Source organism: Streptomyces sp. NPDC029216, assembly GCF_040648015.1.
Classification (GTDB): domain Bacteria; phylum Actinomycetota; class Actinomycetes; order Streptomycetales; family Streptomycetaceae; genus Streptomyces.
Genome location: NZ_JBEZWL010000136.1, coordinates 1 through 19,824 on the forward strand (window position 1 = coordinate 1; position 19,824 = coordinate 19,824).

Sequence of the window (19,824 nt, forward strand, 5' to 3'; positions counted from 1 at the left end):
AAGCTGGCGACCGGCCTGGCCATCGCCTCCCTGCCGGGTGTCGGTACTGCGTTCTGGCTGGCGGACGACAAGGACCTCCCGCCCTGGATCCGTGATTCGCGGACCGCGCTGAAGGAGACGGGCAAGGCGCTGGTCGCGTGGGACGAGTGGGGCAAGAACCCGGCCCGCGCGGCCGGGGCGGTCACCTTCAACGTCCTGACCACGGTCTTCACCGGCGGTGCGGGCACCGCCGCGAAGGCGGGCACGGTCGCCAAGGTCATCAGCGTGGCGGGCAAGGCCGGGCGGATCATCGACCCGATGACCTACATCGGCAAGGCCGGCCAGCTCGCCAAGATCAAGATCGGTGACGTGTTCGCCAACCTCGGCAAGGTCGACGGGGCCTTCCCGAAGATCGACGACGTCATCTGGAAGGACCTCCCCAAGGCGGACGTCCCCGAGATCAAGTTCCCGCACCCGGAGGACACCGTCCGCCTCCCGGACGACGCGCTGGGCCGCCCCCAGTTCTACGACAAGACCACCCACCAGCTCCTGGACCACAAGGGCCTCCCGAAGCAGGACCTCACCTCGGTCCCGAAGGGATCCGACCACCCCCTGGCGGAGGTCCCCAAGCACGAGGACGTCACGGTCCCCCAGCGCCAGGAAGTCACCGTCGGCGGCCCCTCCCACACCGTGGAGGCCACGGGCCACACCCCCGGCGGCGGCACGTCCCACACCCCGGGCGGCGGCACGTCCCACACCCCGGGCGGCATGGCGGACAACACCCCGCACAACAGCCACACCGACCCCGGCGGCGGCACCGGAGGCCACGGCAACACCGACACCACCCCCACCGGCGGCCACACGGACACCCCCTCCACGGGCGGCCACGGCGACGGCCCCTCCACGGGCGGAGGCGGTCACGGTGACGGCCCGACGGTCCCGCACCAGGGCGGTGGGCTTCCCGACAACCTGGGCCCCGATGACGGGCCGTACCGCAACGAGCACGGCACCGCGTCGACGCCGGCGGAGGCGATCTCTCCGGAGACCCGCCTGCCGGACGCCGACGGTACCCACCCGGCCGGTCACGGCGAAAAGCTGCTGGACCTCTTCGACCCGAAGAGCCCCCGCGTCACCGTGGTGGACGACATGATCACCCACATCGACGGCAAGCCGGTGGACCAGTACCTCGATTCCCTCGCGGAGTCCAGGGCGCAGGTCTACCGGGACGCCAAGGACGCCAAGCAGTTCGTCAAGGGCGATGTGGGTGCCTGCGTGGGCGCCGTCATGGACACTCGGACCGGCATCGTGATCGAAGGAATCAACGGGCGGCCGGACAATGTGATTCCCAAGGAAAAGGTTCACCCCACCCTCCGCGCGATTTACGAAGAGATGGCTCCGAACAAGCCGCACCCGGACCAGCCGCTGGGGCATGCGGAAGTGAAGGCCACCAATGAGTTGCTGTGGGCCCGTACTCGACTCGGGTTGCCGGATGACGTGAGCGTGCTCAAGGAAATCAGGGCGTCCGTGGAATTCCCCTTCATGAAGGACAGGGAAACGGGCGTTATCGGCAGGGGCGCCCCCTTCTGTTCCAACTGTTACCATATGCTCCCCGGAGTGCCCTCACCCCATGGCCGGTTCACTGGGTACCCGCCGTCCGACGAGAATTGGATTCCGTGATGAGCTCGGTGAGGCGTGTCGACGCTGACGATCCCGACGTCGACATCGATATGGGAAATCGAATGCTCTATCAAGGCGAGCTGTTCACGGGAGAGGTGGCCGAATATCAGGGCGAACAAATCGTCTGCCTTGACGTCTACCTCGACGGGATTCGGAACGGCTTGTCTCGGATGTGGTACCCGGACGGTGCGCTGAAGCTTCAGGGCAACGTCGTCAACGGTGTCGCATTGGGTGAATTCCTGGAATGGCATCCCAATGGCGTTCTCAAGTCGCGAAAGTTCTTCGACGACGACATCTACTCCCTCAAGGAGGAGAGCGTCTGGGACGAGCAGGGCAACCTCGTCCGCGAATGGCGCCGCGAAGACGGGTGAGGGGCGCGGGTCCCCCCTTCCCCACCTCCCCCTCCCGGAGCTCCCGGGTGAAGGTCTGTGATCACGACCGAGCCCGTGGGCGAGTGGTTCTGGGAGCCTTCCCCGGTGCCCGACGCCGCCGAGAGCGGGGCCTTGAGGGCCCTCGCCCTCTTGGGGGACGTCAGGGACGTCCTCGCATCGCTCGGGCTGGTCACGGGTGACGGAACGGGCTCGGTCGTGCTCTGCGACCGGTCGGCCATGGCGCGTCCGCTTTTCGAGCGGCGCGGCGTGCCCGTCGCTGCCCTGGCCGAAGCGCTCGCTGTCGTGCGGCTACTGCCCGGCCGGAACCTGACGCTGAGCTTCGTGCTGCCCGGCGAGTGGGCGGCGTACGAGGACTCCTGGGGTACGTTCGAGGTCCCCGCGCGCTGGCGGCGGCTCGGGAAGCTCCTCCCCGGCGGGTACGGGGATGAGGACTACGGGAGCAGCACGGAGGGGTCGGTCCGGTACGCCGAAGTGCGGCGCGGGGAGCGGCTCCTCGGGTTCCTCTGGGCCTCCGCCGACGGCGCGGCCGGGTACGAGCCCCGCAGCGCGGCGGGGGACGCGGCCTTCGCGGCCGGTGTGCCCTGGCTGCTGCGGCTCCGCTCGGCCCGACGGGGCGGAGCCTCGGCGCCGGCGGCCCTGGACGGCTGCCTCGGCCGCACCGAGGACGGTTGGGCCTGCGGACCGGCCGTACGCGGGGAGTCTTCGCTGGACGCCCTCCAAGAGCTGTCGGGGAGGGGATGAGGGGTGACGGCGTCGCGGATGCCGGAGCGGCTGCGGGCCGTGTAGGGGGACCTGCGCGGGGACCTGACGTTCGAACACGTCGGGTCCCGGCGGGGGTGCCCGACCACGCGAGGGGAACGACGATGGGTTTCTCGATCCAGGCAGGACGCCCGGCTGTTCGGAGGTGTGCATCCGCCGCCGACATGGCTGACGCGGTCGGTGAGCTGTACTCCTCCGAGGCCGAGGATGCCCTCCTCGTCTGGAATCTGGTGCCGCTCCGGTTGCCGTACGGCTACGACCTCGCCGCCCTCGTCGACGACCTGGTACCCCTTCTTGAGGACATCCGACGGCCGGAATTCACCGAGACCGAGGTGTTCTGGGGATCTGACATGTTTTCGGCGGAATGGAGAATGGTCAGCGAGGGAGGCGGGGGGAACCGATGTCCTCGGCGCTGACCTGCGGTGGTACCCCACCGACCGGGATCCGGAGGGCGAGTCGGGGCTGGTCCGCATCGACCGGCTGGAGGCCGCGCGGCGGATCGGGTGGGCGGCGCAACCGGAGGAGTGGGTTTCGGCGTCGTCAGGCGGCGTACTAGCGTTCGGGGCCGACAGGGTGAAGGGAGGCCGGGGTGGCGGCTGAGGATTACGACAGCCAGTTGCTGGAGTCCGTCGCGGTGCGGCGGCGCAGGCTGCGGGACGCCGTGCTGTTCGGGGCCCAGCGGGGCCGGCGGGTGGCCGACGAGCGGATCGGCAAGGCCGTCGCCGGGCTGGTGATCGCGGCCGTGCTGTGCGCCGGCTGCGTCGGCTGGTCGTTCGTCTCGCACCGGCTGATCGGCAAGGTCGGCACGCCGGGGCAGGTCCGTACTCGGTGATAGGTTCGAGCGCGTGGTGAGCATGGGGGCGGGAAGCGGTACGGCACTGAGCCGGATCACCCTGGTTGGTGAGCGGCGGCGGATGGATCTCGTCCTGCCCTCCCAGGAGCCTGTCGGGCGGCTTTTGCCCGACGTCATACGGATGCTGGACGACCGGGTGGCCGCGCAGCCGATGCTGCGTCATCTGGTCACGGCCGACGGGTCCGTACTGGAGCACGGGGTCTCGCTGGACGAGGCCGGTGTGTCCGACGGGGCCGTCCTGCGGCTCGTGCGGGTGCAGGACGTGCCGTCCGCGCCCGTGGTGCACGACGTCACGGACGAGGCCGCCGAGGACCTGGACGTACGGGCCTGGCGCTGGCGGCCGTCCGCGCGGCGGGTCACCGCCGGGGCCGGGCTGGCCGGCTGGGCGCTGGTGGCCGGCTGGTTCGCCCGGGACGCCTTCGCGCCCGGTGCCGTGGCGGGAGCGCTGCTCGGCGTGGCCGCCGTGTGCGGGGCCGTCGGGGCCCTGGCCGGCCGGCTGAAGCGGTCCGGGCTCGCCGCGGCGCTGCTGGCGACCGCCGGCACCGTCGGGGTGCTCGGGGCGTGGACCCTGGGCGACGCGCAGCACTGGGGGGCCATGGGCCGGCTCGGTGCCGTGGCGGGCGCGCTGGCCGTGGCGCTCGCGCTGCTCGGGTGGTTCACGCCGCTCGGGCGGGGCGGGTTCGTCGGGGCCGCGGCCGTGGCCGGGCTGACCGTGATCTGGGAGGGCGTCGCCCTGGCCCAGGGGCACGCGGGCGCCCGTACGGGGGCCGTGCTCGCCGTGGTCTCCGTCGTCCTGCTCGGACTGCTGCCGCGGCTCGCGCTGGCCGCGGCCGGGCTCACCGGGCTCGACGACCAGCGGGCGCGCGGGACTTCCGTCAGCCGGTACAAGGTCGCGACCGCACTCGGCGCCACCCACCGGGGCCTGGTGCTGGCCACCCTCGCCACGGCCGTCTCGGCGGCAGCGGCCGGGGTGGTCGCGCTGCGGGAACCCGACGTCTGGACGGTGTCCCTCGCCTCCGCGGTCGCCGCCGTGCTGTGGCTGCGCGCGCGGGCGTTCCCGCTGGTCGCGGAGGTGGTCGCGCTGCTGCTGGCCGGGGCCGCCGTCACCGTGGCCGCCCTGCTGGTGTGGGCCGGGCGGGCCGGCGCGGCCGGGCCGCTGGCCGTGCTGCTGGCGCTGGCCCTGGCGGCGCTCGGGGTGCTGGCCGTCCAGCCGCCCGAGCACGTACGGGTCCGGCTGCGCCGGTTCGGGGACGCCGCCGAGTCCTTCGGGGTCATCGTGCTGTTCCCGCTGCTCATCGGGGTGTTCGGCGTGTACGGGCGGCTGCTCGGCACCTTCGCGTAAGGGTTGCGACTCAGACATGTCAGACACGAACCGCCAGGACGACTGGCAGGCCGGGGTCCTCGGCGAGCTGACCGGCACCGGCGCCGGCCCGGCGGCCGGTCCCGTACCGCCGCAGACCCCCGGCCCGGGGTACGAGCAGCCCGGCCACCCGCAGCCGGGGTACGCCCAGCCCGGCCACCCGCAGCCCCGCTCCGAGCAGCCCGGCTACCGGCAGCCCCACCCCGGACGCCGGGCCGCCCCCGAGACCGTCCCCGTCCCCGGATCCGAGGCCCCCGCGGGCCGGCCCCGCCACGGCGACCCGCTCGTGCGCCGCACCCTGCGCACCCTGCGCGGCGCCCTCGGCTCCTCCGCCGCCAAGGCCGTCACCGCCGAGACGGGCCTCGCCGCACAGGTGCAGCAGCCCGTCACCACCGGGCGGCACATCGTCGTCACCAGCATCCGCGGCGGCTCCGGCAAGACCACCGTCACCGCCCTCCTCAGCCGCACCTACAACCACTTCCGCCACGACCCGGTGCTCACCCTGGAGGCCGACGCCGCCCTCGGCACCCTCCCCGTCCGGCTCGGCGTGCCCTCCCTGCGGTGGACCTGCGGCGACCTCGCCCAGATCGTGCGCCCCTCCATGCAGCTCACCGACATCACCGGCTACCTCGTCCCGCTGCCCGACGGCGGCTGGCTGCTGCCCGGCAGCCAGGGCCGGATCGGCGCCCAGGTCGACGTCGCCACCTACCGGACCGTCATGGTCGCGCTGCGCCGCTACTTCGGCGTCACCGTCGTCGACTGCGAGACCCTCCCCGGCGAGGTGGCCCGTACCGCCCTCGACACGGCGCACGCCCGCGTGCTCACCACCCCCGCCACCGCCGAGGGCCTGGTCTCCACCCACGCCGTCCTCGACTGGCTGGGCTCCCTGCCCGTGCCCGTCCTCCCGCGGACCGTCGTCGTGCTCACCGTGCAGTCCCCGCACCCGGCCGTCGACCTCGGCAAGGCCGCCGAGAAGCTCGCCGCGACCGGCGTCGGCGTCGTCGTCCTGCCCTACGACCGCCACCTCGCCTCCGGCGGCGCCGTCCGTACCGAACTCCTCGGCGAAGGGACCCGGCAGGCGAGCGTCCGGCTGGCCGCCGAGGTCCTCCAGAGGGCCGTGGCCCTCCCGGCCGCCGGTGCCGCCCGGTGACCCAGCAACTCGTCCACCGCCCGGCCCGCGGCACCCTGCCGCCGGCCCCCGCCGCGCCCCGCAGCGTCGAGGCCCCGCCCAACCTCCCCGAGGGGAAGATCGGCAGCCCGGCCACCGCCCTGCTGCCGATGGCGGGCGTCATGGGCTCGGTCGTGATGATGACCGTCGTCCGCAACAGCCAGTTCGCCGCCGTCGGCGCGATCGTCCTGGTCTTCGCGCTGATCGGCGCCATCGCCCTGTTCTGGTCCCAGCGCGGCAAGGCCCAGCGCACCCGCCGCGCCCAGCGCGAGCGCTACCTGGAGTACCTGGAGGAGATGCGCGAGGAGCTCGGCGCCCGCGAGAAGGAGCTCCGCGAGGAGGCCCGCCGCCTCAACCCGCCGCCGGAGGCCCTCTACGACCTCGTACGCGACCCCGCACGGCTGTGGGAGCGCCGCCGCACCGACCCCGACTTCCTGCGCCCCCGCCTGGGCACCGGAGCCGTCGCCGTCCAGGAACTCGCCCTCGCGGCGGGCGGCGCGAACGTGCTCACCCCGCCCGACCGGTTCATGCTGAACGAGGCCGGCGCCCTCATGGCCCGATTCTCCCGCGCCAGCGACTTCCCGCTGACCGTCCCCCTCGACCGGGCCGGGAACGTCAGCATCATCGGCGACCGCGCGGGCGTCCTGCGCGTCGCCCGCGCCCTGCTCGCGCACACCGCCGTCCTGCACGCCCCCGACGACGTGGCCATCGCCCTCGGCGTGCCCGGGGAGCGGCTCGACGACTGGGAGTGGGCCAAGTGGCTGCCCCACGTCCTCGACCAGCAGGAACAGGACGGGCCCGTCGCCGCCCGCCGGATCGCCCCCAGCCTGCCCCAGCTCGCCGCCGGGGTCCTCGCCCCCGACCTGCGCCGCCGCGCCTCGTACGCGGCCGAGGTGCGCCGCGGCCTGTCCGACAGGGGCGCGCTGCGCCTCGCCGGCCGGCTGCTCGTCGTCAGCGACGAGTACGGGGACAACGCCGTCGAACTGCCCCGCCCCGACACCGCGGTGGGCCTCGCCGACATGAACACCACCGTCATCCACCTCCTGGCCGAACAGGTCCACGAGCCCGACGAGGTGGCCATACGCATCACCGTGGACGGCCCCGACGGCAGCCACGTCACCGTCCGCGACCTGCGCACCCCGCAGGCCCCCGCCGCCGAGGGCCGCACCGACGCCCTCGGGCCCGCCACCGCCGAGGGCCTGGCCCGCATGCTCGCCCCGCTGCGGCTGTCCGCCGAGTCCATCGCCGAGGGCACCCCCGTCTCCGGGCCGGTCGACTTCATGGGCCTGCTCGGCATCACCGACCCCGCCCGCCTCGACGTGGACCGGATGTGGGCGCCGCGCGGCGAACGGGACTTCCTGCGCGTCCCCATCGGCATCGACGACCGCCACGGCCCCGTGCTCCTCGACCTGAAGGAGTCCTCGCAGCTCGGCATGGGCCCGCACGGGCTGTGCGTCGGCGCGACCGGCTCCGGCAAGAGCGAGCTCCTTCGCACCCTCGTCCTCGCCCTGGTCACCACCCACTCGCCCGAGGACCTCGCGATGGTCCTCGTCGACTACAAGGGCGGCGCCACCTTCGCCCCCTTCGAGAAGCTCCCGCACGTCGCCGGCGTCATCACCAACCTGGAGAACCAGGCCGGGCTCGTCGAACGCGTCCACACCAGCCTCGCCGGCGAGGTCAAGCGCCGCCAGCAGGTCCTCAAGGACGCCGGGCACGTCGCCGACATCGGCCACTACGCCGTCCTGCGCGCCGAGAAGCCCGAACTGGAGCCGCTGCCCCACCTGTTCGTCGTCATCGACGAGTTCGGCGAACTCCTCACCGCCAAGCCCGACTTCATCGACCTGTTCCTGTCCATCGGCCGCATCGGCCGCTCCATCGGCGTGCACCTGCTGCTCTCCAGCCAGCGCATCGAGGGCGGCAAGCTCAAGGGCCTGGACACCTACCTCTCCTACCGCCTCGGCCTGCGCACCTTCTCCGCCGACGAGTCGCGCACCGTCCTCGACACCACCGACGCCTTCCTGCTGCCGCCGCTGCCCGGCTTCGGCTACCTCAAGGTGGACACCTCCACCTACACCCGCTTCAAGGCCGGCTACGTCTCCGGCCGCTACCGGGGCCCGTCCGCCGACCGCGACGACGCCGAACGCGGACCCCTCGCCCTGCCCTACCCGACGTTCAACACCCTCCAGGACAACGCCGGCCCGGCCGAGCCCGCCGAGGAGAAGCCCACCGCCACCGCCCGCGAGACCGGGCCGAGCGTGCTCTCCGTCATCGTCGACCAGCTCACCGACGCCGCCCCGCCCGTCCGCCGCATCTGGCTGCCCCCGCTGCCCGACGCCGTCCCCCTCGACGCCGCCGCCGGACCGCTGTCCGTCACCGAGCACGGACTGCGCCTGGGCGCCGGCACCAGCGGCCCCCTCGACAAGAACCGGCGCGCCCCGATGCGGGTGCCGCTCGGCGTGCTCGACGACCCCGCCCGGCAGTGGCGCGGCCCCTGGGAGCTCGACCTGACCATCGCCGGCGGGCACACCGCCGTCACCGGCGGCCCCCAGTCCGGCAAGACCACCCTGCTGCGCACCCTCGCCCTCTCCCTGGCCCTCACCCACACCCCGCAGGAAGTGGCCGTCTACGGCCTCGACCTGGCCGGCGGCGGCCTCGCCGCCCTCGCCGGGCTCCCGCACGTCGGCGGGATCGCCGGCCGGGCCGACCGGGAGCGGGCCGCCCGCACGGTCGCCGAGGTACGGGCCATGCTCGCCGCCCGCGAGCAGCTGTTCCGCGAACACTCCATCGACTCCGTCGACCAGCTGCGGTCGATACGCGCCAAGGGCCTGCTCCCCGAGCTCCGCTCCACCGACATCGTCCTCCTCGTCGACGGCTACGGCGCCCTGCGCGAGGAGTTCGACGACCTCGACGAAGCCGTCACCGACCTGCTCAAGCGCGGCGGCGGCTACGGCATCCACGTCGTCGCCGGCATGCTCCGCTGGAACGACGTCCGCATCGCCAACCAGTCCCTCTTCGGCGGCCGCGTCGAACTGCGCCTGGGCGACCCCTCCGACTCGGCCATCGACCGCAAGCTGTCCGAGACCATCTCCCCGGACACCCCGGGCCGGGTCCTCACCGACGGCAAGCTCTTCGCACAGACCGCCCTGCCGCGCATCGACTCCCGCGCCGGCACCACCGACCTGGCCGCCGCCCTGGAGGAGGCCGCCGGCACCGTCCGCGCCACCTGGCACGGCGAACTCGCCTCCCCCGTCCGGGTCCTGCCCTCCCGGCTGCCCGCCGACCGGCTGCCCTCCGCCGACGAGGAACCGCACCGCATCCCCGTCGGCGTGGACCAGGACGTCCTCGCACCCGTCCTCCTCGACCTGTTCGGGCAGGACCAGCACCTGCTGATCCTCGGCGACAACGAGTGCGGCAAGACCAACCTCCTCGCCCTCGTCGCCCGGCAGCTCATCGCCCGCTACAGCGAGGACGAGCTGGTCTTCGCCGTCTACGACCCCCGGCGCGGACTGCGCGGCGTGGTCCCCGAGCCCTACCGGGGCGGCTACGCCCACAACGCGAAGATCGCCACCGCGCTGTCGGCCGGGATCGCCAAGGAGCTCGACAAGCGGCTCCCCGAGGACGGCATCGACCCCGACGCCGAACCGGGCGAGGGCCCGGGCTTCGCCGGACCGCGCATCGTGGTCCTCGTCGACGACTACGACATCCTCACCACCGCCGGGCAGCAGCCGCTCCAGGCGTTCGTGCCCTACCTGCCGTCCGCCCAGGACATCGGACTGCACTTCGTCATCGCCCGCCGCGTCGCCGGCTCCTCCCGCGCCCTGTACGAGCCGCTGCTGACCACCCTGCGCGAATCGGGCACCACCGCGCTGGTCATGAACGGCGAACGCGCCGAGGGCCAGCTGTTCCCGCAGCTGTACGCGAGCGCCCAGCCGCCCGGCCGCGGCACGCTCGTCCGGCGCGGCCGCCGGCACCAGGTCGTCCAGACCGCCCTCGCCACCCCGCCGAGCCAGGAAGCACCCTGACACCGTGACCAAGGACGTCATCGCCCTCACCCCGAAGATGCCCGACGCCGCCGCGCTGCTGGTGGCCCTCGCGGCGGGCGGCGCCGAACTGGACGCCGCCCCCGCCGGCGACGGGGCCGTCGTCCAGCTGCTGGGCGCGGGCGGCCGTCCCCTGGTCTCGGTGGAGGCACCGGTGCTCGTCCAGGTGCCGGGGGAGGCGGAGCGGCTCCTCGGCACCCCCGCGGCCACCCCCGTCTGGTGGACCGAGACCCGCGCCTCCACGGCCGTCCCCGAGGCGGCCGAGCTGGCGGGGGCCGTCGCCGGACGGCTCGCCGAGGTCCTCGGCGGAGCGGTCTGGCCCGAGGGCTCCGGCCGCCTCACCCCGGTGCCGGTGGCCTCCGAGGCCTCGGCGGCACCCGCACCCGTCGGGGCCCTGCCCACCGTCGACGTGGTCACCGAGTCCACCGCCGTCGTCCTCGCCGACCGGCCCGTGGTCCCGCTGACGGCCTGGCTGTCGGACGTCCTGCGCACCACGGCCGCCTTCGGCGCGGCCCTGCACATCGTCACCCCCGCCCACTGCCGGCTCAGCCTGCCGCTGCGCACCGCGCTGACCGGGGCACCGAACCGTTGGGTCGTCCAGGACCCCGCCGGCGGCTACTACGACGGCCTGTCCGGCGCCGTACTGGGCTGGCGGGACGGCACCTTCGCCCCGGTCCGTGACGCGCAGGACCAGCCGCGGCTCGCCGCGGCCTTCAAGCGGCCCGCCGCCGGGGCCGGGGAGCGCCGGCTGACCGTACAGCTGCGGACGGAGCACCCCGCCGAGGCGGACACCCTGCTCGGCGGCGCCCTGGAGACGGCCTGGCGCACCCTCACCGGGGAGGCCCCGGCCGGCTGGGGTACCGCCGAACCCGTCAACCTCCCCTGGTCCCCGCGCCAGTTCACCGACCTCGCGCGGGGCCGGATGCCCGAACCCACCCTCGTCACCGCCGTCGGCCGGCCGGACCGGCCCGCACTGGCCACCGCCCGCGTGACCCGCACGGCCACCGGGGTCGAGGAGGACGCCACCCTGTCCCTGGGCTACGGGCCGTCCGAGGAAGTGCCCCTGGCCGCACTGGAGGGGCTCGCCGAGGCCCTGGTCTCCGGGCACGGCCTGGTCAGCATGCTGGTCTCGCTCGGCCCCGGACGGCGGGACCTGAGCCTGGTCCCCCGGTTCGAGACGCCCGCCGTGCCGGTGTCGTTCACCCTGGGCGCCCAGGGCGTCGCCGAAGCCACCCTGACCCAGGCGCGGCGGCCCCCGCTGGCCCTGAAGCCCGCCCAGATCGGCCCGCAGCGCAGGCCCGGACTCCACTACCCGCTGGGCGACGGCACCGACCCCGCCGCCTGGGAGACCCTGTCCACGCTGCTGGCCCACCTGCGCACGGCCGTACCCCCGCTGCCGTAGGCCGGGCGGGGGCGGCCGTACGGGGGCTCGCGTACGGCAGCCGAGGTAACTCCGGGCCGACAATATGAATCTGACGGTTGCTCGGGGTAGTGCAGGTCGCGACGGACCCTCGATCCGGTCCGCCTCACGCAACCGAAGGACAGCACCATGAACCTCTCCCGCACGGTACGCGCCGCCGCCCCGGCCCTGACCGCCCTGGCCCTCACGGTGGCCATCGCCGGCCCGGCCTCCGCCAGCCCCGCCATGGTGACGCGCAGCGGAGGCTCGATCCTCTACACCGCGCAGCCCGGGGAGACGAACACCGTCACCTTCAGCGATGCCGGCGGCACCTTCCAGGTCGAGGATTCGACCAGCACCCTGATCCCCGGCCCCGGCTGCACCCGCTTCAACAACGACCCGCACATCGTCCGTTGCGGGGCGACGGGCACCGTGACCCGCATCCAGGCCTCGCTCGGCGACCGGGACGACGTCGCCACCAACAGCACGTCCATCCCGAGCGACATCACCGGCGGGGAGGGCCAGGACCGGCTCGTCGGCGGCTCCGGCCCCGACCGGCTCCTGGACTCCGACGGCTGGAGCTCCGTGCCGGGCTCCAACACCTTCGAGGGCCGGGCCGGCAACGACACGATCATCAGCCGCAACGGCGGCTTCGACAAGATCGACTGCGGGGAGAACCCCAACGACTTCGACGTCCTGCTGGCCGACGCGGCCAGCCTGGACGCCGTGGTCCCGAACACCTGCGAGTACGTCCAGCGCTACTAGGACGCCCGACCGCGGCGGCGGCGGGTCAGACCGCCCCGCCGCCCCCGGCCCGCACCAGGCCCGTCTCGTAGGCCAGCACCACCACCTGCACCCGGTCGCGCAGCCCCAGCTTCGTCAGGATGCGGCCCACGTGCGTCTTGACCGTCGCCTCCGACAGCACCAGCCGCCCCGCGATCTCCCCGTTCGACAGGCCCTGCGCCACCAGCAGCATGACCTCCCGCTCCCGCTCGGTCAGCCGCTCGATCTCCTTGTTCTCCGGCTCCTGCACGGTCGACGGCAGCATCGGCGCGAACCGGTCCAGCAGCCGCCGCGTGGTCGACGGGGCCACCACCGCGTCCCCGCTGTGCACCGACCGGATCGCCGCCAGCAGCTCCGCCGGCGGGACGTCCTTCAGCATGAACCCGCTCGCGCCCGCCTTCAGCCCCGAGAACGCGTACTCGTCCAGGTCGAAGGTGGTCAGGATGATGACCTTCGGGTGCTCCGGCCGCTCACAGATCCGCCGCGTCGCCTCCACCCCGTCCAGCCGGGGCATGCGCACGTCCATCAGCACCACGTCCACCTTCGTGGCCCGCAGCACCTCCAGCGCCTCCAGCCCGTCCCCGGCCTCCGCGACCACCTCCATGTCCGGCTGGGCGGCGAGCACCATCCGGAAGCCCGTGCGCAGCAGCACCTGATCGTCGACCAGCATCACTCGGATGGACATCAATCACCTCTTCTTGAGCGGGAGCAGGGCACTGATCCGGAAGCCGCCGCCGGGGCGCGGGCCCGCGTCCAGGGTGCCTCCGACCATACCGATGCGTTCCCGCATGCCGATCAGACCGTGGCCGGCGCCGTCCGCGCCGCCGTCCTCGTACAGTTCGTGCGCGGCGCCCCGGCCGTCGTCCTCGATCAGCAGGCCCAGCCCGTCGTCGAAGTAGACCAGCCGTACGCTCGCCTTCGCGTCCGGGCCGCCGTGCTTGCGCGTGTTCGTCAGCGCCTCCTGCACGATCCGGTACGCGGTCAGTTCCACCCCGCTCGGCAGCTTGCGCGGGGCGCCCTCCACCTCGAAGTCCACCGTCAGCCCGGCCGCCCGCACCTGCTCGACCAGGACCTCGATCTGCTCCACGTCCGGCTGCGGCACGTAGTCCTCGGACTCCTGCGGCTCGCCCGTGCGCAGCACCCCCAGCAGCCGGCGCATCTCCGCGAGCGCCTGCCGGCCCGTCCCCGAGATGGTCTGGAGGGCTTCCTTGGCCTGCTCCGGGGCCACGTCCATGACGTAGGCGGCGCCGTCGGCCTGGACCACCATCACCGACACGTTGTGCGCGACGACGTCGTGCAGCTCACGGGCGATCCGGGCCCGCTCGGCGGCCACCGCCACCTTGGCCTGCGCCTCGCGCTCCTTCTCCAGCCGCTGGTTGCGTTCCACGAGCTGGGCGTAATAGGCGCGGCGGGTGCGCAGCGAGTCGCCCATCACCCAGGCCAGGGCGAAGGGCACCATCGTGAAGACGACGAACAGGCTCTCCTGCAGGGCGCTCGCGTTCTTGTCGACGCCGAGCCGCAGGAAGTAGAGCGGGGGCGCCAGCAGTCCGGAGGCCAGCGCGGCGCGCGAGACCCAGCGCGGGATGTCGCCGGAGGCGGCGACCGTGAAGAGGATCACCAGCATCGCGAGGTCGCAGAACTGGGTCGGCGACCCGATGGCCAGCTGGTAGAGGCCCGCGCCCACCGTCAGCCAGAACATCTGGCCCGTCCACTTGCGGCGCAGCGCGACGACGGCGGTCAGGGCGGCCACGGCCGGCACGGTGGCCAGCCGCAGTGCGGTGCTCGCCTCGCCCAGGTCGGCGACGTTCAGCATCGAGATCCCGAAGAAGAGGACAGCCCAGAAGCTGTCGACGCCCGTCGGGTGTCTGCGGATGAAGTCGTAGAGGCGCTGCACGTAACCCAGAGTAGGGAAAGGGGATAGGTGCTGGAGTCAACCACAGGTGCGATCCCTGTGACGGGCGAGTACTCCCCAAGGTGGAGGGTGACCTTAACCTGGGCGGGATGAACGCTCAGGGTGAAGTCGGGGAACGGTACGGGGAGCCGGTCCGCTGGCGGGCCGCCATGGAGGCCGCGCTGTACGGGCCCGGCGGCTTCTACGTGCGCCCCGGCGGCCCCGGGCCGGCCGGGCACTTCCGTACCTCCGTGCACGCCTCGCCCCTGTACGCGGGGGCCGTGGCCCGGCTGCTGACCCGGGTGGACGCGGAACTCGGGCATCCGGAGCGGCTCGACCTGGTGGACGTGGGCGCCGGCCGGGGCGAGCTGCTGTGCGGGGTCCTCGCCGCCCTGCCGGAGGGGACGGCCGCGCGGGTCGTCCCGTACGCCGTCGAGCGGGCGGCCGTCCCCGAGGGGCTGGACCCGCGGATCCGCTGGGTGGACCGGCCGCCGGCCGGGGCGACGGGCCTGCTGTTCGCGAACGAGTGGCTGGACAACGTACCGCTGGAGATCGCCGAGGGCGGCCGGTACGTCCTGGTCGCCCCCGACGGCACGGAGTCCCCCGGCGGCCCCCTGGAGGCCGACGACCGGGCCTGGCTGGAGCGGTGGTGGCCCGGCGGGGAGCGGGAGGGGCGGGCGGAGATCGGCCGGGCCCGTGACGAGGCCTGGGCGGCGGCCGTCGCCGCCCTGGACCGGGGCCTGGCGGTGGCCGTGGACTACGCCCACACCCGCGGGGCCCGCCCCCCGTACGGCACCCTCACCGGCTTCCGGGAGGGCCGCGAGGTGGCGCCGGTCCCGGACGGCGGCCGTGACGTCACCGCGCACGTCGCCCTCGACTCCTGCGCGGGGCCGGGTGCCGTCCTGCTCAGCCAGCGCGAGGCCCTGACCGCCCTCGGCGTTTCGGGCGGCCGGCCCCCGCTGGCCCTGGCCTCCACCGACCCGGCCGGCTACGTCCGGGCCCTGGCGGCGGCGGGCGAGGCGGCGGAGCTCACGGCGCGCGGCGGGCTCGGCGACTTCGGCTGGCTGCTCCAGCCGGTCGGGATCACGGTCCCGCTGGTCGGCTAGAGCTCAGAGCCGCTTCACGCTGCGCAGGGTCGTCGCGTAGTAGCCGTTGCCGTCCAGGCGCGAGGCGCCGCCCTTGTCGCCGATGGTGGGGCCGTTGGCCTCCTCGCGGCTGGAGATGAAGATCTGGTGGCCGTCGGTGTCGGTGCCCAGGTAGATGCCGGTGTGGTCGAGGCGGTCCTTGGTCCGGGCGTCGAGCTTGAAGAACAGCAGGTCGCCCGGCTGGATCACGTCGACCGACGCGGGCCGGAACTGGGCCGCGACCCCCTTGAGCGGGATGACGTCCGTGCCCAGCGCGGAGCGGGCGATGCCGTTCGCGGTGCGCGGCAGGCCGGGGCCCGGGGTGTCGTCGGGCATCAGCGGGTAGCGGGCGCGGTAGCCGAAGACCGTGCGGACGAAGCCCGAGCAGTCCATCGACCGGTAGCGGGCGGTCTGCGGCACCTTCCGCACGCCGTTGCGGAAGGTGTACGGGGTGCCGAGGTAGTCGAAGAAGTCCGACTGCTCCAGCCGCAGGTCGTTGCCCTCGGAGCCGCTGGGGTTGAGCGGGCCGAAGGAGGCGTCGCCCGCGTACGGGACGCCCTGCGCGTCCTTCTTGACTGGGGCCTGGTCGCCGTACTGGAAGGCGAAGGCGAAGATGTCGTCCTCCTGGCTCCCGAAGTACTTCTTGAACCATTCCTTGAACCAGGGCGTGCTCTCGGCGCCCTGCTTCCACGGCTCGGGCATCAGCCGCACCCAGTTCTCGGTGACGACCCGGGCGGTGGTGTTGGCGGGCTCGGTGAAGGTGCGGCTCGGGCCGGTGAGGGTGGCCGTGCGGGCGCCGTCGGTGAAGGTGGCCAGCACCTGCCCGGTGGCGTCGCGCAGCACCGAACGGGCGGGGCTCTGGACCCGCTCCCACTTCTGGCCGGAGGCGCCGCCCGAGGTGAGGGCCGCGGTGATGTTCTTGTCCTGCACCATCTGCACCGAGGGCGCCTTGGCCTGCTCCTGCGCGCGCAGCGCGTAGGTGAAGTACGCGCTGCCGGCGAGCAGCGCGAGCACGGTGAGCGTGTGCAGCACCGCGCGGGTGCGGCGGCGCTTCGGCTTGGCGGTCATACGGGGCTCCGGGGGTGGGGTGCGCGGTCAGGCGGTGGGCATGACGCCGAGCAGGATCCCGGCGGTGAGGACGACGTACGTCATGAGCGTGGCGCTGCCGGTGGCGAGCAGGGTGGCGCCCTTCGGCTGGCGGACCAGCTGGTAGGCGATCAGGCCGGGGACGATGAAGCCGAGGGTCTGGTTCGCGTAGAGGAGCGGGAACTCCAGCTGGAGCACGATCACGACGGTGGCCTGGAGCAGCACGCCGATCAGGACGACGGCCGCGAACAGGCGCTTGCCGTAGAGGATCACGAACCGCTGCGTGAGCAGGGTCAGCAGGTAGGTCATGACGGTGATGCCGACGACCAGGGCGGCGCGCTGGAGGTCCTCGACGAGGGTCAGCGCCAGCCAGCCGGGGGTGATCATGCCGCCGGGGGAGAGGTTGGTGGTGAGGTAGCAGAGCAGCGAGAACAGCAGGCCCAGCGCGATGCCGATCGCGGCGATCTCGGGGGTGAGGACGGCGGGGATCAACGGTGGTCTCCTGGGGGGAACGGGTACTGCTGCTGCCGCGGCTGCGGGGGCGGTGCCTGCTGGGGCCAGGCCGGCACGGGGGTGGCGGCGGCGATCCCGTACGGGTCGGCGGGCGGCGGTTGCTGCGGCGGGGCGGCCTGCGGCGGCGGGGCCGCCGGGTGGGGCTGTTGGTGCCCGTACGGGTACGGGTACGCGTACGGGTCCTGCGCGGGCTGCTGTCCGTACTGCTGCTGCCCGTACTGCGGCTGCGGCTGCGGGTATGCCTGCTGCGGGTATGCCTGCTGCTGGTACGTCTGCTGCGGGTACGGGCCCTGCGCGTACGGGTACCGGCCGTCGTTCGCCGCGCCCGCGTACGGGTCGGTGCCGTACGGGTCCGGGCCGTGGGGGTGGTCGGCGTACGGGTCGAACGGCCGGGTGAACACCGGGGCCTGGGGCTCCTCCCCGGCCGGGGACGGGGAGCCCGGGGCGTCGTCCGCGTCCTCCGCGTCGTCCGGCGGCAGCTCCGCGAGGTGCTCCAGCAGCACCTCGCCCTGCCCGTGGATGTTGCCGATGGCCACGAGCGAGGAGCTCTCGCCCAGGTGCCCGAGCAGCTCGTGCATGAACTCCTCGCCGTCGCGCTGCTCGCCGCCCAGGTCCACCGCGCGGTCGCGCCACTCGGCCGGGATGGCGTCGATGGCGCTCTTCGCCGGGTGCCCGATCACGAACACCCGGTCCGGCCGCAGGTCCGGGACGATCGCGCCCATCTGTCCGTTGCGCTCGACCCGGTCGGGCCGGCAGTTGATCACCACGTTCAGCGGGCGGTCCACCGCCCCCAGGTCCAGCAGCTGGTTGATGTTCATCAGCGTCGACTCGGGGTCGTTCGCCGCGAAGACGTTCGCGAACCGCAGCCGCTTGCCGCCCGGGGCCAGGTAGCGCTCCACCGACAGCACGCCCGGGTCCGGCGGGGCCTCGTACATGCCCTTCAGGGCCGTCGCCCGGTCCACGCCCAGCAGTTCGGCGACGGTCAGCGCGATGGCGACGTTCTCCTTGAACGTGAACCAGCTGAACCCGCGCAGCTCCTCGTCCGAGACCGTCTCCGGGTCGGCGTAGACGAGCCGGCAGTCCCGCGCGTCCGCCTCCTCCTGGAGCACGTCGAAACGCTCCTTCTCGGCGGTCACGCAGATCCCCCCGTACGGCATCGACCGCGACAGCGAGCGCGCGATGTCGTCCAGGGTCGGGCCCATCTCGGCGACGTGGTCCTCGCGGACGTTGCACAGGACGCCGATGGTCGACCGGATCAGCTTCGACTGGTTGATCTCCTGGAGCGCCGGCATGACCGCCATGCACTCCATGACCAGCGCGTCCGGCCGGTAGGCGGCCGCGCGGCGCACGATGCCGATCTGCTCGACCACGTTGGCGATGCCGAACTTGCGGTAGACCGGCTCCTCGGTGGCGTCCGGGTGGATGAACCGGGCCGCGGTGCCGGTGGTCTTGGCGACCGTCGTCAGGCCGCCGCCGCGCAGTGCGCCCGCGCACAGCCGGGTGATGGAGCTCTTGCCGCGGATGCCGTTGACCAGCACCCGGTTCGGTATCCGGTCCAGGTTGGCGAAGTGGCGGCGCTGCTCGACGATGCCCGCCACCAGCATGATCAGGCAGCTGACGAGCAGGACGCAGTAGAGGAAGAGCACGGGTCAGTTCCTTCCGGCCGGGTTGGCGGAGGGGGCTCCCGCTCCCCCGGTGACGTTCGTCGTCGGCTGCTGCCCGCGTCGCCGGCCGCCCTGCTGGAGCTGCTGGCGGATGATCTCCAGGCTGCGGGTGACGGCGCCGACCTCGTCGTGGTGGCGCGGGTAGAGCACGGTGCGGCGGTCGCCGTCGGCGAGGGCCTCGGCGCGCCGGGCGAGTTCGCGCAGCGGGGCGACCACGATGATCTGGAGCCAGCCCAGGCAGGCCGCGCCGACCGCCAAGCCGAGGAGTCCGGCGAGGACGGTGCGGTTCTGGAGGCTGTACTCGCGGATGGCCAGGCCCTTGGCGGCCTGCCAGCTGACCACCGTCCACTTCAGGTCCCCGGCCGCGCCGCCGCCCGAGAAGGGCGCGGCCGCCGCGATGACGTGGTCGCCGCCGCTGCGGTAGAGGACGCCGCCGGGCTTCGGGGCGGCGCCGACCTTGAGGGAGGAGCCCTGCACGAGGGCGTCGAGGCGTTCGTCGCCGAGGCTCTCGAAGGCCCGGTAGCCGCTGTTGGAGCCGATCACCCGGTGCTTCGAGTCCACGACCCGGATCTCGCCGAGTCCCGGCCGCTTGAGGAGGGCGTTGAGGAAGTCGATGCGGAACTCGCCGACGACGGCCGTGCCCGCCCGGCCGGGGATCTCGGCCGTGGCGATGATGACGGGCTCCTTGGCGCCGTCGTACAGGGCTACGGGCTCCTTGCGCGGCCCCTTGCCGAGGGGGGCCCGGGGCTGGCCGCCCGCCTGGGCGAGGGCCTTGCCGGAGCCGTCGAGCACGTACAGGGAGGCGTAGCGGGCGTGTTCGCGCACCGTGTGCTCCAGGACGTCGGTCATGCGGTCGGGGCCGGCGTCGGCGCCCATCAGCGCGGCCACGGACAGCAGGTCGGCCTGGCCCTCGTTGAGGGCGCGCCGGACACGGTCGTTGAGGGTGTCGGTGCGTTCGCGCTGGTCGTCGACCAGCTGCTGCGGTACGACGACGGAGTCCCCGGCCCGGTTGACGAGCAGGCCGAGCGGCAGGCACCAGGCCAGGAGCAGCACCGCGCAGAGCGCGACGAGCGTACGGGCGCCCGTGCGCCGCTTGTCCCTGCCGCGGGCGCCGGGCGCGGCGGGGGCGGCCGCGC

Annotated in this window: 16 protein-coding genes and 1 pseudogene; 11 read left to right on the forward strand and 6 right to left on the reverse strand. The window is 73.6% G+C overall.

Annotated elements, in window-relative coordinates:
- From AB0F18_RS31870 to AB0F18_RS31915, 10 genes and pseudogenes are all read left to right on the forward strand, one after another.
- Positions 1 to 1,656 (forward strand): annotated as a pseudogene (locus tag AB0F18_RS31870) (hypothetical protein); the annotation flags it as partial.
- Complete coding sequence (locus AB0F18_RS31875; RefSeq protein WP_362066933.1) at positions 1,656 to 2,027, forward strand: hypothetical protein; 372 nt, start codon at positions 1,656 to 1,658, stop codon at positions 2,025 to 2,027. The pseudogene AB0F18_RS31870 and the gene AB0F18_RS31875, both read left to right, overlap by 1 nt.
- 57 nt (positions 2,028 to 2,084) lie before the next feature.
- Entirely contained in the window at positions 2,085 to 2,789 is a 705-nt protein-coding gene (locus AB0F18_RS31880; protein ID WP_362066935.1) for a hypothetical protein, read from the forward strand.
- Positions 2,790 to 2,971: 182 nt separating this feature from the next.
- A complete protein-coding gene (locus AB0F18_RS31885) occupies positions 2,972 to 3,223 on the forward strand; it encodes a hypothetical protein (protein ID WP_362066937.1) in 252 nt (83 codons plus the stop codon).
- A 173-nt stretch (positions 3,224 to 3,396) separates the two neighbouring features.
- The gene (locus AB0F18_RS31890) at positions 3,397 to 3,639 is read left to right on the forward strand and encodes a hypothetical protein (RefSeq protein ID WP_079428026.1); all 243 of its coding nucleotides are present in this window, start codon (positions 3,397 to 3,399) and stop codon (positions 3,637 to 3,639) included.
- 22 nt (positions 3,640 to 3,661) lie between these two features.
- Positions 3,662 to 5,002 (forward strand): type VII secretion integral membrane protein EccD, encoded by a 1,341-nt coding sequence (eccD, locus tag AB0F18_RS31895; protein ID WP_362066958.1) that lies wholly within the window; start codon positions 3,662 to 3,664, stop codon positions 5,000 to 5,002.
- Positions 5,003 to 5,018: 16 nt separating this feature from the next.
- Positions 5,019 to 6,170, forward strand: a complete 1,152-nt coding sequence (locus tag AB0F18_RS31900) for a hypothetical protein (protein WP_362066939.1) — start codon at positions 5,019 to 5,021, stop codon at positions 6,168 to 6,170.
- The gene (gene eccCa, locus AB0F18_RS31905) at positions 6,167 to 10,210 is read left to right on the forward strand and encodes a type VII secretion protein EccCa (protein WP_362066941.1); all 4,044 of its coding nucleotides are present in this window, start codon (positions 6,167 to 6,169) and stop codon (positions 10,208 to 10,210) included. The genes AB0F18_RS31900 and eccCa overlap by 4 nt, the downstream gene beginning before the upstream one ends.
- A gap of 4 nt (positions 10,211 to 10,214) precedes the next feature.
- Complete coding sequence (locus AB0F18_RS31910) at positions 10,215 to 11,630, forward strand: DUF6177 family protein (protein WP_362066943.1); 1,416 nt, start codon at positions 10,215 to 10,217, stop codon at positions 11,628 to 11,630.
- Between the two features lie 147 nt (positions 11,631 to 11,777).
- Entirely contained in the window at positions 11,778 to 12,392 is a 615-nt protein-coding gene (locus AB0F18_RS31915; protein WP_362066945.1) for a hypothetical protein, read from the forward strand.
- A 25-nt stretch (positions 12,393 to 12,417) separates the two neighbouring features.
- Here the strand turns inward: AB0F18_RS31915 and AB0F18_RS31920 are convergent, their stop codons facing one another.
- Both AB0F18_RS31920 and AB0F18_RS31925 read right to left on the reverse strand, forming a co-directional pair.
- Positions 12,418 to 13,095, reverse strand: a complete 678-nt coding sequence (locus AB0F18_RS31920) for a response regulator transcription factor (RefSeq protein WP_362066947.1) — start codon at positions 13,093 to 13,095, stop codon at positions 12,418 to 12,420.
- 3 nt (positions 13,096 to 13,098) lie between these two features.
- The gene (locus tag AB0F18_RS31925) at positions 13,099 to 14,304 is read right to left on the reverse strand and encodes a sensor histidine kinase (protein WP_362066949.1); all 1,206 of its coding nucleotides are present in this window, start codon (positions 14,302 to 14,304) and stop codon (positions 13,099 to 13,101) included.
- A gap of 107 nt (positions 14,305 to 14,411) precedes the next feature.
- On the opposite strand from AB0F18_RS31925, the gene AB0F18_RS31930 reads away from it, so the two are divergent.
- Complete coding sequence (locus AB0F18_RS31930) at positions 14,412 to 15,407, forward strand: SAM-dependent methyltransferase (RefSeq protein WP_362066951.1); 996 nt, start codon at positions 14,412 to 14,414, stop codon at positions 15,405 to 15,407.
- Positions 15,408 to 15,410: 3 nt separating this feature from the next.
- Here AB0F18_RS31930 and AB0F18_RS31935 read toward each other — a convergent pair whose 3' ends face one another.
- From AB0F18_RS31935 to AB0F18_RS31950, 4 genes are all read right to left on the reverse strand, one after another.
- Positions 15,411 to 16,493 (reverse strand): NlpC/P60 family protein, encoded by a 1,083-nt coding sequence (locus AB0F18_RS31935; RefSeq protein WP_362066952.1) that lies wholly within the window; start codon positions 16,491 to 16,493, stop codon positions 15,411 to 15,413.
- Between the two features lie 27 nt (positions 16,494 to 16,520).
- Entirely contained in the window at positions 16,521 to 17,003 is a 483-nt protein-coding gene (locus tag AB0F18_RS31940) for a poly-gamma-glutamate biosynthesis protein PgsC/CapC (RefSeq protein ID WP_344169739.1), read from the reverse strand.
- Positions 17,000 to 18,670, reverse strand: coding sequence for a poly-gamma-glutamate synthase PgsB (gene pgsB, locus AB0F18_RS31945; RefSeq protein ID WP_362066954.1), 1,671 nt, complete (start codon positions 18,668 to 18,670; stop codon positions 17,000 to 17,002). The genes AB0F18_RS31940 and pgsB overlap by 4 nt, the downstream gene beginning before the upstream one ends.
- 3 nt (positions 18,671 to 18,673) lie before the next feature.
- Positions 18,674 to 19,824 (reverse strand): cache and HAMP domain-containing protein (locus tag AB0F18_RS31950; protein WP_362066956.1); only part of this gene is annotated, 1,151 nt, incomplete at its 5' end.

Excerpts from the sequence above, each read along its gene's own strand:
- AB0F18_RS31935 (WP_362066952.1), bottom strand. The coding sequence starts at position 16,493 with ATGACCGCCAAGCCGAAGCGCCGCCGCACCCGCGCGGTGCTGCACACG.
- AB0F18_RS31900 (WP_362066939.1), top strand. The coding sequence starts at position 5,019 with ATGTCAGACACGAACCGCCAGGACGACTGGCAGGCCGGGGTCCTCGGC.
- AB0F18_RS31930 (WP_362066951.1), top strand. The coding sequence starts at position 14,412 with ATGAACGCTCAGGGTGAAGTCGGGGAACGGTACGGGGAGCCGGTCCGC.
- AB0F18_RS31875 (WP_362066933.1), top strand. The coding sequence starts at position 1,656 with ATGAGCTCGGTGAGGCGTGTCGACGCTGACGATCCCGACGTCGACATC.
- eccD (WP_362066958.1), top strand. The coding sequence starts at position 3,662 with ATGGGGGCGGGAAGCGGTACGGCACTGAGCCGGATCACCCTGGTTGGT.
- AB0F18_RS31915 (WP_362066945.1), top strand. The coding sequence starts at position 11,778 with ATGAACCTCTCCCGCACGGTACGCGCCGCCGCCCCGGCCCTGACCGCC.
- AB0F18_RS31885 (WP_362066937.1), top strand. The coding sequence starts at position 2,972 with ATGGCTGACGCGGTCGGTGAGCTGTACTCCTCCGAGGCCGAGGATGCC.
- AB0F18_RS31920 (WP_362066947.1), bottom strand. The coding sequence starts at position 13,095 with ATGTCCATCCGAGTGATGCTGGTCGACGATCAGGTGCTGCTGCGCACG.